Origin of the sequence: Peptoniphilus grossensis (assembly GCF_001940285.1) — a bacterium.
GTDB lineage: Bacteria > Bacillota > Clostridia > Tissierellales > Peptoniphilaceae > Peptoniphilus_A > Peptoniphilus_A faecalis.
Map to the genome: position 1 here is coordinate 57,366 of NZ_MJIH01000008.1, position 16,913 is coordinate 74,278.

General features: G+C 31.8%; 12 protein-coding genes. All 12 read right to left on the reverse strand.

The genetic code is table 11. The annotated features are described in order from the left end of the window. Positions 1 to 405: 405 nt before the first annotated feature. The 12 genes from BIV18_RS09945 to BIV18_RS10000 all read right to left on the reverse strand — a co-directional run bounded on the left by BIV18_RS09945 (position 406) and on the right by BIV18_RS10000 (position 16,909). Positions 406 to 2,625, reverse strand: a complete 2,220-nt coding sequence (locus BIV18_RS09945) for a type IV secretory system conjugative DNA transfer family protein (RefSeq protein ID WP_075660469.1) — start codon at positions 2,623 to 2,625, stop codon at positions 406 to 408. Then, positions 2,626 to 3,402 (reverse strand): hypothetical protein, encoded by a 777-nt coding sequence (locus BIV18_RS09950; RefSeq protein WP_075660470.1) that lies wholly within the window; start codon positions 3,400 to 3,402, stop codon positions 2,626 to 2,628. Between the two features lie 10 nt (positions 3,403 to 3,412). Then, entirely contained in the window at positions 3,413 to 4,177 is a 765-nt protein-coding gene (gene srtB, locus BIV18_RS09955) for a class B sortase (RefSeq protein WP_075660471.1), read from the reverse strand. 547 nt (positions 4,178 to 4,724) lie between these two features. Beyond that, entirely contained in the window at positions 4,725 to 6,845 is a 2,121-nt protein-coding gene (locus BIV18_RS09960) for a zinc ribbon domain-containing protein (RefSeq protein ID WP_075660472.1), read from the reverse strand. Positions 6,846 to 6,983: 138 nt separating this feature from the next. Then, positions 6,984 to 8,609, reverse strand: a complete 1,626-nt coding sequence (locus BIV18_RS09965; RefSeq protein ID WP_075660473.1) for a P-loop NTPase family protein — start codon at positions 8,607 to 8,609, stop codon at positions 6,984 to 6,986. Positions 8,610 to 8,643: 34 nt separating this feature from the next. Next, on the reverse strand, positions 8,644 to 8,889 hold the full coding sequence (locus BIV18_RS09970) for a hypothetical protein (protein ID WP_144015237.1): 246 nt from the start codon (positions 8,887 to 8,889) through the stop codon (positions 8,644 to 8,646). Positions 8,890 to 8,918: 29 nt separating this feature from the next. Beyond that, positions 8,919 to 9,320 carry a hypothetical protein gene (locus BIV18_RS09975; protein WP_075660475.1) on the reverse strand — a complete coding sequence of 134 codons (402 nt, stop codon included), beginning with the start codon at positions 9,318 to 9,320 and terminating at the stop codon, positions 8,919 to 8,921. Position 9,321: 1 nt separating this feature from the next. Continuing rightward, the gene (gene lepB, locus BIV18_RS09980; RefSeq protein WP_075660476.1) at positions 9,322 to 9,822 is read right to left on the reverse strand and encodes a signal peptidase I; all 501 of its coding nucleotides are present in this window, start codon (positions 9,820 to 9,822) and stop codon (positions 9,322 to 9,324) included. A gap of 15 nt (positions 9,823 to 9,837) precedes the next feature. Continuing rightward, positions 9,838 to 10,176, reverse strand: coding sequence for a type II toxin-antitoxin system PemK/MazF family toxin (locus BIV18_RS09985; RefSeq protein WP_075660477.1), 339 nt, complete (start codon positions 10,174 to 10,176; stop codon positions 9,838 to 9,840). A gap of 435 nt (positions 10,177 to 10,611) precedes the next feature. Further along, complete coding sequence (locus tag BIV18_RS09990) at positions 10,612 to 13,665, reverse strand: peptidoglycan DD-metalloendopeptidase family protein (protein WP_075660478.1); 3,054 nt, start codon at positions 13,663 to 13,665, stop codon at positions 10,612 to 10,614. Between the two features lie 185 nt (positions 13,666 to 13,850). Continuing rightward, complete coding sequence (locus BIV18_RS09995; protein WP_075660479.1) at positions 13,851 to 14,810, reverse strand: hypothetical protein; 960 nt, start codon at positions 14,808 to 14,810, stop codon at positions 13,851 to 13,853. Positions 14,811 to 14,923: 113 nt separating this feature from the next. Further along, positions 14,924 to 16,909, reverse strand: coding sequence for a hypothetical protein (locus tag BIV18_RS10000; RefSeq protein WP_144015238.1), 1,986 nt, complete (start codon positions 16,907 to 16,909; stop codon positions 14,924 to 14,926). Between the last annotated feature and the right edge of the window lie 4 nt (positions 16,910 to 16,913).

A 16,913-nucleotide genomic window follows, 5' to 3' on the forward strand; every position in this document is an offset into this window, starting at 1 on the left:
AAATCAAATTTAGACTTATATCTTAGTTAATTTTTATTAATAAATTTTCATAACACCTATCTGCATCTACTAAGAAAAAAGTATGAATGAGGCTTGATGTTTACAGGCCTAAGACTTGGTGGCTTTTTTCTTCACCCCTCCCTTCAACCCTCAATCCCCAATATAAAATCTAAAAAACTTAATAATATCAAAAGCAGCAATAATATGTAACTTTTATAACAAGTCTTAATGTAAACGCTATCCTTAATTCAGCCTAATCCATATTATTTTTTAAAGGCCATTCCAAACTTAGCCCAATTAACTTCATAAACCCTATATAAAAATAAGCACAAAAAATAAGACCAGCCCAAATCTTTCTCAATTCAAGCCAGCCTTCTATTATTTTTTGTTAGTAAAAGCAAGGTATTACATCAAGTCATCATATAAATCGTCTACATCATTAGATTCTTCAATCTTATTCATATCTTCTTCTGCATTATCTATATCTTCTTCTATATTTATTTCTTCCTCTAAATCTTCATAACCTTCTTCTATTTCATTATTATCTTGAATTACTTCTTCTTCACCCTCATCTTCATCTTCAACTCCCATTTCTCCTATCTCATCTTTATTGTTTTGACGCTCAATGTTATCTTCAAATACATCTTCCCTATTATTGTCATACAATAGAAAACTTTCATCTTCTATGCCTTCTTCTTTATTTTGTTGGGTTAGATATACGAGAGGGTCAACACTTGTTTCTACCACTTCTTCAATTACTTCTTCTCCCCTATTAATTTCTTCATCATTTTTACTTCTATAAGACCTAATAAGTTTCTTAATATCTTCATTTAAGTCTTTTGGAATAAACTTGATTAAACCCCTACCAGGTGCTTGAAGGGAGTTTTGTTGTATTATCTTATAGTGAACTGTTCCAAAGGGTTGATATATCAAGTCAGAAGGAGAAAAAGACCTTTCAACTTTTTCAGTTTCTCTTATAGTTTCCTTGGCTGACTTATATGGGAATAAATCATACTTGTTTTGTGATAGGGAGATTTGTGTATCTCTTTTCACATATTCGCCAAACTCATCTGAATAATACTTGGCATCTAGGGCGTTCATACCTGGAAATAGGACTAGATTTCTAGCATTGGTAGATACAAGTTCAGTAAAGGCTTTACCTTCAAACCCACTATTCATCCCGATTAACCCCCTATTTTGTGTTGCTAGGGTCGAGGCAACCCTATAGGAACGACCTTGGGTAAGCATATCGGAGAAGCCAGGATTGGCATAGGTTTGAAATTCGTCTATATACAAAAAGTGGTGGACTCTGGAATCTTCATCACCAGGTCTACGGAATACTGATGATTGATAGTTAAGGATAATAAAGTAACCTAGGTATCTGGACAAATCTCTTAAAACACCTTGAGCTGTTGAAATAGCTAATATTTTCTCGTTTTCGATTACATCTGTAAAGTCTATATCAGATTGTCCTGATGGTGGATTTAAAATCCTTCTAAGATACTTGTTAGATACTAGCTTTTGGACTTGAGATCTTACACCAGAACAATGCTCGTAAGTCTTTGACTTTTCATTAAAGTAATCTCCCAAGAACCAAGAGGCAATTTCAGCATTTTCCTTTTCAATATCAGTAGATTCTGGAGATAGTTTTTGAAATTCAGTAATCATCTTCTTACCTATTCCATTAACATTCCAGATAAGATTATATAAGTTTATAATAATAGCATTATTGTCATATAGTCTTTTTAAGACTTTTACAGAGTTCCTAGTTAAGTTGTCATTCATATTGACAAAGTATTCAGAAGAACCAGGTGATAACATTTTAAGGGTGTTGGCAATATTTTCGATTACATCCACTTCATCGCCATACAAGGGATTAAAGTATGGACAATCCTTATGAGCTGGGTCAAAGAATATAACTTCTCTGTTGTAGATTTTACCCATAGCATAGACCTTTTCAGCCAAATCACCTTTAGGTTCGATAACTGTTATCCCCTTACCCCTCTTTAAATCTTGGTTAATCATAGGTAGGATAATTTGAGAAGTCTTACCTGAACCTGTCGGCCCTAAAATTAACATGTGGAGGAACCTATCTTCATCATACAAATAGACAGGTTCTCTATTTTCAGCGTTGTAGCATAATCTTACCCCATTCTCAATCTCATCTTCCCCACTCTCCCCATCCTCCTTACTCTTACCTAACATCTCCTTTAACCTTATAAAAAACATAAGAGCTTGTTCATCTTCTGAATTATATAGTCTTAAATATAAGCCATAAAATAAGATAGCTGATAGTCCTAATATAGGAAGGGGAGATTTATCCAAGGTAGATAGAGGGATAGATAAGGCACTTGTAAGTGTAGCCACCCAGATTACATCTAAGTAGTTTTTTGTTAAGTATTTATAAAAGATGACAAGTAAGATAGTGGTGTATATGAGGGAATAAATGGGGCTATTTATTAATCCAATTATAATTTGCATAATAACTAGAGCTATAATAATTACCCTTCTTTGGTTAAAAGAAGGTTCTTCTTCCTCTAGTATATAACCCATATCCCCACTCATATCATTATGCTCTAACCTATCCTTATCTTTAGCTTGTCTTTTAAAAATTTTCTTCAGCATTTATACCACCCTTTCTTGGTCTTGGTTCCTATAATAAAAGTCTAGGTAGTCTTTAACCTTTATAAACTTATCCTTATCTTTATCACTCTCAGGATAGATCCCAATTAATTCCTTCTTGTCATAGTCTATAGCTATCTTGAACCTAACTATCTCTCCATTATTTAGGAAAGAGAAGGTTTGATTGGTTGGATCTGAGGATATGGGAGCCTTGATGTCTGGTACTACTGAATCTTGATCTTGAGCGAGATAAGCCCTCTTAGACATAGGTAGAGATAAATAGCCATAAAATAGCATTTCCTTAGACTGTAGGTCTTTAAATAAGTCTTTACACTTTTTTAAATCTTCTAGGCTTTCAGTTGGAGAAAAATCCTCAATATTTGCCAATAAAACTGCATCATCTTGGATTGGTTTTAAAATCTTATTAAAAGCTGGAGATTCAGTTGAATTAAAGTTCTTAGATTTTTCAGAAATCTTTGCCTCAAGGTCTGTAAATTTAAAGCTATTAGCAAGTTTCTGAACCTCTCCTACAATAAATTGAGCGTCAGAATCTTCCATAATCTCTTTTTTTGGATTTGAGTAAAATTCTGTAGCTTCTTCCTTTCGCTTGGCTACTTCTTCTTCAGGTAGATAGCTTCCATCTTCTCTTACTGTGAATTTATCTGGTTCCTGTGGCTCTTTAGTGTTTGTCGTATGTGAGCATTTGACTAGTAAAAGAGATAAGAGGATAAGGAAGGTAAAGGATAAGGTCTTTATAAGTTTAGATTTTGTATTATTCAATATAATCACCTCAATAAGTTTTAACATCAACTAGATTAGCAAATACTACTAACCTTTGATTTTGGAAATCATAATCACAAGTGGACAGAGCTATGACTCTTGGATGTGAATGAGCTAACAAGTCAATATCCCTATTAAATCTGGAGTTTTGCCTTATGTTTATAAAATACTCCTGCATTTCTTGACTACTATTAAAGTTGAGAGTCCTATAAGGAAAACTAGCTCCTTTATTTAAAACTGCAAAGATTTCATAATGAAGAATACCCTTATCTGTGTAAATATAGACATCCTTATTGTTATCAAAGAAATCTTTCTTCTTAAACTTAATTAGATTTTGAAACATAAGACCAGATCTAACCCTATGTCCGTATATAATAGAATTATTGTCAGAAAAATCCTTCTTATTATTAACATCTAAAAAGATTGCCCCTAAGTTGTTCCTCTTTTTACTAAAGAGGTGTTTTAAATAGAAGTAATTATCCTTCCCTTGAACAATAGGTTCCTTTATATCCACACTTGGAATATGTATAATCCCTACTAGGTCATTATTTATCTTTTTAAGTTCATCTATCCTGTTCTTAAATTCTAGGTCTTTGTTTTCTTCTTGATTTTCAATAGTCTTATCTTCTGGTTTCTTATCTTCTAATATACTTTGAATCTTTTTATCTTCTATATGAGCTTCTATCCTTGTCTTTAATCTTGGAAAAAGAAGAATGGCAGAAACTATAAAGATAGCAAAGAAAAATAAACTAAATATTAAAAATATCTTCTTCAATTTTTCCACTCCTTTCGTCTAATATTAGTAGTAATCAAGAAAAGTTGGACTTCTATGCTAGGATTTACCTTGACAGATACCTACTTACATATAGACATTTACCAGCAAAAAGAAATGTTGTGCCTGCTTGGTTTGGCAGGGCTTAGTCTAGTCTTTTCTTTTTGCGATTTATCTTGATATGGCTCTGTCTAATATATTTTTAGGTGCTATTAAGGATAGCGTTTACATTAGGACTTGTCTTAAATATTAGAATTTATGATCAAGAAACTGGCGAACCGTGCCAGGAACTCCCTATCTTATAGGTGACTTTTAAAAAACCAGAAAAAACAGTAAGTAAATAGTCCTATTTGCCTGCCTTTGTAGTTAACCTATTTTATATTTTAGTTGACCAGTAAGCAGGGCTTCAGATTGCATATCAAACCAAGCAAACAAAAAAGAAGGCAAGCCTAAATTATTTCAGACAAGCCTTCAGATATACTTCTTTTTTGCAGTAGATGAAAAAAACTAGGTAGGACTTAGCCTACCTAGTTTAAATTCTTATATTTAATTACCTATCTCTATCAATTTTTGTTCCACAAGAAATGCAGAACTTATCATTAGCTTGTAGCTTTGCACCACAGTTTTGACAATATTTAACTTCTGTTTTATCTTCTTGTTTATTCGCTTGTTCATCAGTTTGAGCCTTTTCTTTTTTGGCTTGTTCTTCTGTTTCCCTAGCCTTTTGTTGTTCTGCTTTAATTTTTTCTTTTATCTTTTTGGATTCTTCCCTATCTTTTTTAGCTTTTTCTATATTGTCTAATATAGCCTTAGATCCACCCTTCTTTTTTAAGAAGTATAATAGGGCTAAAAGGCCAAGGGTTACTCCACCTATTCCAATATACTTAGTTATAAGAGCCTTATTATTATCTGCTTTTACTTCTTCAGCTCGTTCTAATATAGTTTTTTTTGATATTGGTTTATTATTTTCTTCTGAGTAGTTTATTTTCTTATACTTTTCTTCTACTTGATATATTGGTTGAAAATCTGACTTAACAATTTTCTTTAAGATAGTCTTGTCTATAGGATAAACTGTAGAATAAACAATTTTAAATGGTAACTTTTCATTTTTAGGATCTTTTTCTACTATTAAATATTTAGTTAAATGTTTTTTCTCAAAACTTTCATTATCAGTTGGCCAGTTAGAGTGAGCTATAGATACTGTTGATGTATCTTTAGCTTCTTCTTCTAGGTTGTATTTATTACCACTAATATTGCCCTCATCCTTCAAAATATCAACTCTCATAGAAGCATAAGATTTGTAAGTTGCTACCTCAGATATAGACATAATGTCTGAATAATCTTTATATTCCTCATAATATATTGAATAATCACCAAGATCTTCATCAAAAGTGCTAGTATAATAATTTAAAAGTTTAGTTTCTAAATTAAGCCAATGTTCAGTAGTTTCCCATGATACGTAATCGCCTTCATCATAAAATTGTCCTGATTGGTCGTTAAGTGCTTCCTCGCTAATCTTGTTTTTATAATATCTTTTTAAGAACTCATTAAAGGGTGTTATATCCAAGTTATAAATATGTATATTTTCATTATTGTTATACATTCTATTTTTCTCTTTTAAAATGGCTTTTTTAATAGGTTGGTAAATGTCTTTTTTTCCAAATAAATATCCTGGTAATTCAGAACTATTATAATAGTAAAATTGTCCTATTTGAGAAAGACCTGCTTGAAAAATGAAATATAAAATATCAGGACTGTCGATTGGCCCATTGTCACTAAGTTCAGATCGGCTTAGTAAAGGTAGCATAGATTGTTTTAGAATATTCATACTATCTTCATTTACACTATTAAAAAATTTATCATACTCTCCCATATCATGAGATTTCATATCTTGGTAATAGCTAAAATAAGTATTAGAAAATATATATTTATTTTCTGTAAAACTTTCATTAGACATTTCATAGTCAGCTGAAAAACCATCAACTATATCCTTATCTTCCCTAACTATTTGAAACTCATATTTTTTAGCTTTTTTAGGGATTTCAGAAACTTCTTCTGCTCCTTTTTCGGTTATTTTATAATATTTTTTATCTCTGAAAGAAATATTTTTTTCTCCTTGACCTTCAGGATCTTCTCTATTGTAGAATAATATTTCAATGTAATCTACTCCATCTTGGCTAAACATATTACATACAGCATCACTATATTCAAGACCCCTGTAATCTGGATGAGATACCTCTAAAAAACATTTTCCTTCATTTCCTGTCCTTCCATATATTTTATAAGTAAGTTCAGAGTCAGGTTTTCTCGTTCTTAGAGCAATATACTTCTTTTTACTATTTTCTAAAGAAAAATGGACAACTTGTTCTAAACAATTAAGATTACCTTCATTTTCCATTTCTTCCTTACTCTTAGTACCATAACAAGCCAGTCTGGTGTTATCAAAGGCTTCATCTTTAACTAGTGGATATATTAAACCTAAAGTAAAATCATCAAAATATCTGTAAAAATATTCTTTTTCCATTCTGTAATGATCTTTTAAACTACCAATCTTATTCTCATAATCTTCAAAAGAATAATTAGTAACATCTACTGTTGCAAAAGCTGATTGAGGTGCTAAAAGCAATAAAGAAAGAGATGTTAATAAAATTCTTTTCTTTAAACTAGTCATAATTCCTCCTATTATAAAATATTTAATATATAAACTATTTTATCATATTAAATAGGTATAAGGTATAGGCTAAATGCAATCATTTTCATTTAAGGTTAAAAAAAACCAAGAATATCTTTCAATTCTTGGTTAAAATCTTTATTTCACAATTATTTCTTTATAAGGTATCCCTACACCCTTAAACATATCTTCTACATCCCCTAACTTAATCTCCTTGTTATCCTTATTATAGTTATTTAGGATATAGGAGAAGGGTCTATTAAAGCCTTGGCTATAAATTCGCCCTAGTTTGTTCAAGGTATATATTAAAACAGCTGGGTCTTGATTGATAACAATATTGACTTCATGACAAGCTAGTAATCCCTTATATACAGCCTCTCTATTCTTATGATTTAAGCTAAGACCATCTAATAAGATAAAATCATATTCAGACATAGCCATAATCTCTGATAAAAGTGACCCTATATCTTCAAGATTTACATTCTCTTTAGTAATCTTCTTGTTGTTTTGATAAGAGAAGATGTCGTAAATAAATTCCTTCGAGAAGAATAAAAAGTCTAAATTATTATAGGCATTTTTAATAATTGACTTGTCTATATTTATCCTCATATCTATAGCATCTCTATTTTGCAAATTTAAAAAAATCTTATCAAGTCCATAAGAATCATTAAACAAATCTAACCTTATTGGTAGAGAAGGTGTTTCTTCATTGAGTTCTATATACAAAACCTTGTAATCCCTACTTAACTCTAAAGCCTCCCCAAAGCATAAGCTAGTTGTTCCCAACCCCTCACTTAAACCAAAATACCCAATTATCTTATTAACCCTAACTAAAGTTCTTAAATCTTGGTTTTGAGCAAGTTTAGGCTTAGTTTTCTTCTTTGGCTTTGGGCTTATTTTAGGTTTAGTAGGTGTGGCTACTATGGGAGCTTGGGTAAAGTTTGGTTGAATAGGAGGGTTGATAGGCTCTGGAATAGGCTCTGGAGGAGTCAAGACTGGACTAGGTAGATCTAGGTTTAGACTAACTTCTTTCTTGGGTTCTTCTATTTCTTGTTTTACTAGTTTTAACCTATCTATCCTATTGTTTCTTGGCTTGACTTCAATTTCTTCAGGCTGACTTTCTTTTTTAGCAAACCTAGAAGGCATAGGTGGTTTATCTTTTTTAATAAACTTCCTAAAACCCTCTAATATACTTGGTTTCCCGATTTCTTGTTTAGTTGAAAGATTTTCTTGAGTATCAACCTCTTGATCTTCTTCAATAGGAATGACTTGTTTTTTGCTATAAGTATCATCTTCTTCGATTTGATAAACTGGCTTTTTATTAAGACCAGTCCTAGCTTGTGGAAGATATTTAACTATATCTGCATAGGCATTGGGTTTTTCTACTAGACTTAAAATTTCTTTTAAGGTTAATGAATTTTCTGTAATTAAAAAATCGTATATACCAAGATTAATTAGAGAGTGGATAAAACTCTTATCTACCTTACTTCCATCTAAGATTAAAAGTACCCTTGTCTTTGAAGATAGGATCCTTACTTCCTGCATAGTTTTTAATAAATCTTCTGATACATTCTCTTGGTCATAGCCTGTTAAAGAATCTATGGTAATAACCAAGTCTATATCATCTCTTAATTTCATCTTCTCAATTAATCCGTCTTTATGTATTGTATTATCAACTACTTCAAAATCATCTAACTTGTTTATACTTTTATAGAGGGCTGCCTCTAATTGCTTAATACCAAGTGCTAACAAGACTTTTTTCATAAATAAACTCCTTTCATTATAAATAGGAGAGGAATCACTTATCCTCTCCATAGATTTCTTTCTCTCTTTGCCTAAATTGTTGATAAAAACTTGTTATCCTTTCTTGGTCAGTTTTTCTTAGGTATTCGTTGACTTTAAGTTTGTCAATTACTTGATTACCAGACCAAGAGAAGAACAAGTTGTAGAGGAGGATAGCAAATATTGTGATAACTGCCATACCTATTAGTTTTTTAACAATAAAGAAAATAGCAAGTATTACAAGAACAATTACTATAAACATACTAAAGGTATTTTCCATACAATCACCTCTTAATATCTAACCCATCTAACAAAATTGTCTAAAATATCTGGGGCAAATAAGATAATTGCATATAACAAACCACAAATCGCCATACATCCAATACCCTTTGGAACAAGTCTTTTATTAAATACTGAACCTGTAATAGCTACAATTCCACCGATGATAAACATAATGATACAGAAAGGTTGAGCAAATCTTTGAAGTATTTCTACAATTTCAAAGCCCTTCTTTTGTGACCATTTATTTATATCGTTAGATGTAACTTTAGGTATTTCTGCACTACCATCTCTACTTTGAGAATACTCCCAGTAAGGTCTTTTATTTGCTGTTTCAGTATTTGCAGCAAAAGTTGCAACTGGTAGTAAAGTAAAGATTAGTAAAAATATCATTACAAAAAGTCTTTTATTCATATTAAATCTCCTTTACTTCTAAGGGAAGTTTTTTAACTAACTTCCCAACAAGGTCAGATTTTTGGATACAACCAAAATATCTGGAATCCGTACTATCGCTATAATTGTCGCCTAGGATATACAAGCTATCCTTGGGAACTGTAAAATTTCTTTCAAGATTTTCATTCCAATAATCAGGTGGAAGAAAACCTACTAATTTATCCCCATTGTATATTTTCTTGCCTTTTTCAGTAATTACATCACCCTCAAGGCCTGCAATTCGCTTAATTAAAAACAAATTACCTTCATGAGCTATGACTATATCACCTAATTTGTATCTAACTAGGGGTCTACTTAACTTGTTATCTTTGATGTAAAATTTATAGTTCCCATTTTCCAAGGTTGGATTCATAGAGGAACCATCAACTTTACATACACCTAAAAATATATTAGCCACCAATAAACTGGTTAATATAATAATTGCTAAATTTATATCTTTTTCTGTAAAAAATTTGCCTTTCATGTAAAACTTCCTTTTTTATGTAATATTCAAACTAATCTTAACTGCCTTTTCTACTTCTTCTAAACTTTCTTTATTAAGACATCCTACCTTATCACCCATAATCCTAGTTTTGTCAATGGTTAGAATTTGTTCCGTTAATATAATACTTTCCTTATTTAATATGTCTGTTCCTACTTTTACATGAGTTGGAAGGTCATTCTTAGTCCTTGATGTAATAGGACAAACTATAAGGGTTGGAGCAAATCTATTTCCAGTATCATTTTGTATAATTAAGACTGGTCTGTAGCCTTGTTGTTCAGACCCCTTGCCTTGTAGTGAGGCATAGTAGATGTCGCCCTTTTTATATTTTTGCAATATTTTCAACTCTCCTTTCTTTAATAGGTAATCAATAAAAATATTGGAAATATACTGCCTTTACATTTACTGCAAAAAAGAAGTAGATTAGGAGGCTGGCTTGGATTTATCTAGGACTGCCCTTCTTTTTTGGTTTGGATTCTTAGATATGACCTTGAGGGCTTAGTTGTTGTTAATCTTTTATATTTTTAGGTTAACCAGTAAGGAGGACAAATCAAATAATATTTTATTTTTAGCACGGTGAGCCAATTTCTTGATTAGAGATTTCTAACTTTTAAGACAAGTCTTAATGTAAACACTCTCCTAGAACGACACAAAAATATATTCACTAGACTCATATCAAGGTAAATCTGCAAAAAGAAAAGACCTGCCTAGGTGTGTTAAGCCCAAGCAAGTCTTATATTTCTTTTTGCCAGTAGATGTGGCAAGTCTATATCAAGTTATCCTAACCCCTGTTGAAAATTTATCCCTATAATATCCGTCATTTAGACTTTTTATAATAACTCCAGTTGATGAACCAGAATGTATAAAGTTACCATTACCTAAATAAATTCCTACATGGGCGTTTCTTCCCACAGTATTAAAGAATACCAAGTCACCTGGAGCTAGGTTTTCTCTACTTATATGTGGCCCTCTATTTATTTGGTCTGATGTACTTCTACCTATATCAATACCTAGGGCATTTCTATAGACATAGGAAGTAAAGCCAGAACAATCAAAGGAAGTTGGCCCCTTAGATCCATAAACATAAGGGCTACCTATAACAGACCTTCCTACTGCTTCTAACTTAGCAACAGCAGAGGCATCCTTTGGTAAACTATCAACTGGATTAGCTCTTTTTTCAATAGCCTTGCCTAGAACTATGTCAGTTCCGTCAATAGGCTTCCCATTAAACCTGACTTCAAAGTGAAGGTGTGGGCCAGTAGACATACCCGTACTTCCAACAGAACCAACCCTCTGTCCTGCTTGAACAGTATCTCCAGTTTTTACTGAAACTGCACTTAAATGACCATAGATAGTTTGATAGCCACCACCATGGTCTATCATTACATAGATACCTAAACCATTTCCCTTAGAGCCTGCGTTCATTACCTTACCTGCCTTAGAAGCATAGACTGGTGTTCCAGTAGGTTTAGGTAAGTCAGTTCCAGAGTGGAATTTTCTGATTTTTTTTACGGGGTGAACTCTCCAACCAAAGGGTGAAGAAATCCTTGGATTCTTGTCATCTAGTGGAGGCAACCAACCACCTTGATTAGCAAAGGCTGAAAATCCACCTTCACCATCTCCGTTGATGTTCATAGCCATACCTGTTAGAAATCCCTCATCCCAAAGGCTAGTTGATGACAAGTCAACTTGTGAGAAAAGTAGCGTATCATCTAAGGCTTTGGCTTCTTTACGAATATCATTAACCTTATCTTCATATATGTTTAACTTATATTCAATAATTGGGTATTCGTCACTATCTCTCTTAGGAATCATACTTTCAATTAAGTTTGTAAATTTAATATTTACTCCTCCAAGGAAACTCTTAAATTTAGCCAAAGGACTCTGATTCTTAAATTTCTCTTGAAAATCCTTATTGTTCCCAGCATAATATTGCAAAACATTTGGTAAATAGCAAATATCTCCTGCAATCCTATTAGATGACTTCTTCAATTCTACTGCACAACGATAAGTTGCAGCTTTTGTTCCAGGAAATTGTGCAGATCTGACTTGTTCAAGATATTTTGGGTCTGTCCAAGAACCATCTTCCCAAGCCTCTGGGAACATCTTTTTAAGTCTGTTCATAGTTCCTGAGCCAAAGTTATATGTTTGGATAGCTTTAAGGACATCGCCATTGTGCATATCTAAGTTGTTCTTCATAAACATAGCCATCCACTTAATAGATATATCTGGATTCTTCTTATCTGCATTAGTTATATTTAAGTGTTGCTTATTGCCAGAAGCGTCTGTTGCTGATATAGAGTGTCCTGCTGCAAAGTTAATTTGTACTAAGCCATCCTTGTTAAGATTAGCATTACCACCCGACTCTTGAGCCACCATAGCAACTAATACATAAGGGTCTACACCAAACTCCTTCCCATACTTCTCAAATATTGGAAAATATTGCATAGTGTTTTTAAGTTTAGAAGAAGTTATAGCTGAACCAACTTGAAAATCTGCCCCGTGTACCTCAAGATTAGGAGAAGGGTTGTTTTCAGTCGATGGATTAATACTTTGACTTGGGTCATTTTGAACAAGTCCACCATTAGGAGCTTCTTCTGTAGGTATATTGCTATTATTTTCTTCAAAGACCTTAGATTCATAATCTATCTTGCCCTCTAGGTCAAAGATTTTTCTAGTATCTTCTGGCATATAGGCATTGAAGTATCTTAAATAGTCATATAAGTATCTCAACCCTTTGTCATCCTTTTTCATCTCTACTGGAACAGGCTTAACCTCAAGGACACCAGCATTAGGATCTTCTATATTTCTATACTTATAAAGAGGAATCTTTTTAGTAACTACTTGTTTTTCTCCCTTGTCATTAGTTTCTTCTACTTCTGCTTCGGTATAACCCTTTAAAATTTTATAAGAAGGGTCTTGTTCGCTAGTAGATTCTGTTTCTGTAAAAGAGCCTATCTTAACTGGCTCTGTGTTATAAGAAAATTCAGCCTCACCTGCAAAGCAAAGCACCTTATCTATAACATTTATTTCAGTTTCTGAACCTGGAATTGGTATTTCAAAATCTTCTGATATTGGTCTTTGTTCAATTTGACCCGTTTCTGGATTATAATAATCTTCTTTGTTATAGGTTCCCTTTAAGAGTCTATAAGTCTTGAATTTATTATATTTAAAAATCGTACCTAGACCATAATCTCTAACAGACTTGTCTTTTTCATTAAGTTTCTTATTATTATCATAATCTCGAACTTCTGACTCAGCCACGAGTAAGCCATTCTCATCTGTCAAATCTTTTAGTTTAAAATTTTCAAGGTCTGCATAAACTGGCTTGATAAATTGGTCTGGATACTTAAATTGGTTATCAAAGACTATCTTATCTAAGGCATATAACATATTTGGAGATAGGTGGAATTGACTTTCACGATTGTATTGGTCGTGTTTAGCGTCAGGGTTATCAAAGTCTATAAGTTCTCCCTTATCATTTATTTGCCATTGAGATTTAAAGGCATAATAAGTATAAAAATCTCTAATTATCCTATTTCTATCATCCATATCTTCATCAGAGCTTTTATATATTCCGTCATCATCCATTTCCACCCTATTTTCTATTCTTGGATTATATTCCTTTTCAGTACCTGTAAATTCAAAGACAACAAAGTAGGCTAGGGTTGCTAAAAGTATTATGGCACCTGCTATTAAAAGGGGTTTTAATAAAAAGGCAACAATAGCTGCCTTTAGTTTAGCCATAACAAACTTTTTAGCTTGCTTGTTTATTATTTTGTTAGCTGATTTTATATTTTTATCTTCAGAATTGTTATTTTGCACTAAATCACATCCTTTCAATGAAAGCTCATATATTTGGTAATCATAAAATATGTAGAGATTATCACTTCATCTACTGCAAAAGAATGTAAATAGATGAGCCTTGCTTAAAACTTCTAAGCCTAGCCCATTCTTTTGGAACATTAAAAAAAGAGTGAATCTACTTCACTCTTTTTCGGTACTTGCAATTAGATCGCACACTTAATTTTATTAAGTTCATCAAATATGACCTTTTTATGACCTCTACTCATAGGCATTTCAAAATCTTTAATCTTATTATTAAGATTTTCTTCTAAGTCTTTTATTATCTTGTCATCTAGTTTTAAATGTCCATTTTCTAAGCTTTCTAAGTTTTTAGATTCCTTAGTAAATAAATTTACACAATTTTTGAAGGTATCGAAGTCTTTTTCATAGGCTGTATATTCCTCCGAAAGCTTAGAATTTTTAGATACAATTTCTTCTTTTCTTAAAAGCTCAATGAGTTCCTTTAAGTCCTTTACTTGAAACTTGGGATTTAAAGCATAGATATAATAAAATCCAGATTGAGTTATAAGGTCAATCTTATTTATAGTAGTTGAAATAGTTTGTAGATTTGAAGATTTATTTTCAAGGATTTTATACATCCTATCTAAGGAAATACCTTCTCCATAGATAGATCTAGGACTGACTGATTTTACATAGACTAGGTTAACTTCTGTCTTGATGTAATTATCATCTTCCCTTGAAATCCCCATAAATATATGCCAAGTGTCAGTTGCTAGTTGTAATTTCTTAACCTTACTAACTTCTATTGGCATATAGGTATTTTTATCTTCATTAAAAGCATTTTCTAGGGTTTTAAAATCTTCCCTAATTTTATTGCCTTCTTCTTCATTGTTACAAAGATTAATAAAGGTTTCTTCATATAGGTTGTTATACAGCCGAGTAGTTATAGCCTCTATTTTGTAATCACTATAATTCTTACTATTTCTTGGAGCTGTGTTCCTAGTAGTCTTATCTAAGATACTTTCTAATATGCGATTTTCACTAATAAACAAGTCTTTTTTAATAACTGTGTCCACTATAAATTTTTTGTTTTGATAATCTAACTTATATTTATCTCTTGCCTCATCTTCGTAGAATTTTGATAAAAAATCATTATTCATCATCGTGTTACCTCCTATTTCTTGATAGTCAACTTTGTTTATATTTCTACTTTTGGTAATCTCTCTTAATTTAAGAAATATCAAAGAAGGCTTTAAAATGGGATATTCACTTGTGATTATTGAAATTCAACTGCTAGGGCAATTTGACCAGCTTGGTTGTAATATTCAGGCAATTTTGCATTATAATATTTTCTAAAATTAGTTGGGATTCTAAGTTCTAATACAGTATGATTATTTGTCATAGCCTTTGGATTAAAAAACTCACTTCTAATTTGAGTTTGACCAAAGTCACAGTTTTCTTCTCCAGCATACTTTTTATTGGCTGTAATATATTTTTCTGCTATACCTAGGTTAGGTTCTTTAAATAAGCCTTTTTCTAAATCCTCAAAGTAAATAGCAGGATATGTTGTTTTAGTGTTTATATTATCTCTAGTAAAGATTTCTTGAGGTATGTCTAAACCACTTTCTTTACATAGTTGATAAACTTCCTTACCTATTGTTTTTTCGCTTTTTATAATTGCAAAATCACAAGCTAGGCAATATTCCTCATCTCTTTTAGGAATTTTAAGACTTCTAATTCTTGAAGTTTCATCATCTAGGCTTTCTGCCCTAGCAACTACTTCTCCCTTTTTATTTAGTAGTAAGATAGATTCAGGATCAATGTCAATTACATTTTCAACAAGTTCCTTATTTCTTCTTACAAATTGGTTATATTCTCTATCTGTTGCAATAGTTTGATTAATTGCCCTATCGGCACTAATGTTATAAACAAGTTCTTCAAAATTGAAATCAATTAATTTATTTGCCTTGAGATACATTAAAATTCTCTTAATTTCACTTACTGCTCTTGAGATAACAGGTTGATTTTTTCCAAGGCTTTCTCCTACTTCACTTTGTCTAATATTTAGGAGCATACATCTTTGTAACTTGTCAATTTCTTCTGAAATGTATTCAGATTCAAAATTGTTATTTACATAATAAGCTAAGTTATCTATTGATTTTTCAAGGCTGTCTATATAGTATTTCAAAACCCTACCATATACCGTATTCCCATCCAGCCCCTTTTCCTTTACATAGCCATAAGCCATATAATAAGCAAGGACTCCATAATAATGAACGATATTTAGACTTTCCTTATTAAATATAAGGTCGACTAATTCATCATAAATTTTATCTGGGAGATATTCGTTTTTAGAAATATTTTGATATTCTTTAAACAAAACTTGGCTTTCAGGGTCGCTAGATATGTCTGCGTTAAAGACAAGTTCACCTAGAGTTTTACCTTCCCCACTATCATTACTATTGGCATTATATGTCATACCAGCTTCTTCTAGGGAGGTGAAGGTAAATTTTTGGTTAAGACCTGAACACTCATTAGCTTTAAACATTTCTCTAATATAGTCAGATCTTCTATACTTTATAATAGAAGAAATATATCTTCTGAAATCTATATAAAGGGCAGGATGAAGAATATAAGCGTCTAGGAAAGACCTCTTATTCTTTTCTATATAAACTCTCTTATTAAACTGACCTAAACTCTTTTCAATAGCAGCTTCAAGTATTTCGTAAGCCTCTATTCTCTTTTCTGGTTCAGGGGAACTTAGACTAATAGGAGAAGAAAACTCTCCATTGATATTTTTTGCAAAATAAGCAATAAAAGAATCTGAATAACAAGCATAGTTACTTTTAATATTCTCTTTAGCTACTGGATAAGGGTTATTCTTGTTGTAAACTTCTAGGATATATTTTTCAGGATCCTTGTAGGCTAATTTAGTTTCATCAGATAATCTATAAGTTAGAAGGATTTCCTTCATAACATCAAGGATATAATTGATTTCTTCTTCCCTAGTTATGTCATATTCATCATTAGGTTTATAAAGGAGTTCGTCTACATCATAATCGCTAGTTCTTTGCATTTTTTTATATTCATAATAGGAATATACCTTCATTACAGAAGGGTCTGCATAAATAAGCCTAAATAGGTGCTTTTCAAGTTCGGTAAAGCCAATAAAACCTTCCTTATTGGCTTTTTTACCTAAAGCTAAATTGCTAACATCTTCTTCAAAATCTAAAATCAGTTTATCTAAATAATCTTTATTCATATCA

Coding starts and splice junctions, on each gene's coding strand:
- BIV18_RS09965 (WP_075660473.1), bottom strand. CDS start 8,609: ATGAAAAAAGTCTTGTTAGCACTTGGTATTAAGCAATTAGAGGCAGCC.
- BIV18_RS09945 (WP_075660469.1), bottom strand. CDS start 2,625: ATGCTGAAGAAAATTTTTAAAAGACAAGCTAAAGATAAGGATAGGTTA.
- BIV18_RS09960 (WP_075660472.1), bottom strand. CDS start 6,845: ATGACTAGTTTAAAGAAAAGAATTTTATTAACATCTCTTTCTTTATTG.
- lepB (WP_075660476.1), bottom strand. CDS start 9,822: ATGAAAGGCAAATTTTTTACAGAAAAAGATATAAATTTAGCAATTATT.
- BIV18_RS09970 (WP_144015237.1), bottom strand. CDS start 8,889: ATGTTTATAGTAATTGTTCTTGTAATACTTGCTATTTTCTTTATTGTT.
- BIV18_RS09975 (WP_075660475.1), bottom strand. CDS start 9,320: ATGAATAAAAGACTTTTTGTAATGATATTTTTACTAATCTTTACTTTA.
- BIV18_RS09995 (WP_075660479.1), bottom strand. CDS start 14,810: ATGATGAATAATGATTTTTTATCAAAATTCTACGAAGATGAGGCAAGA.
- BIV18_RS10000 (WP_144015238.1), bottom strand. CDS start 16,909: ATGAATAAAGATTATTTAGATAAACTGATTTTAGATTTTGAAGAAGAT.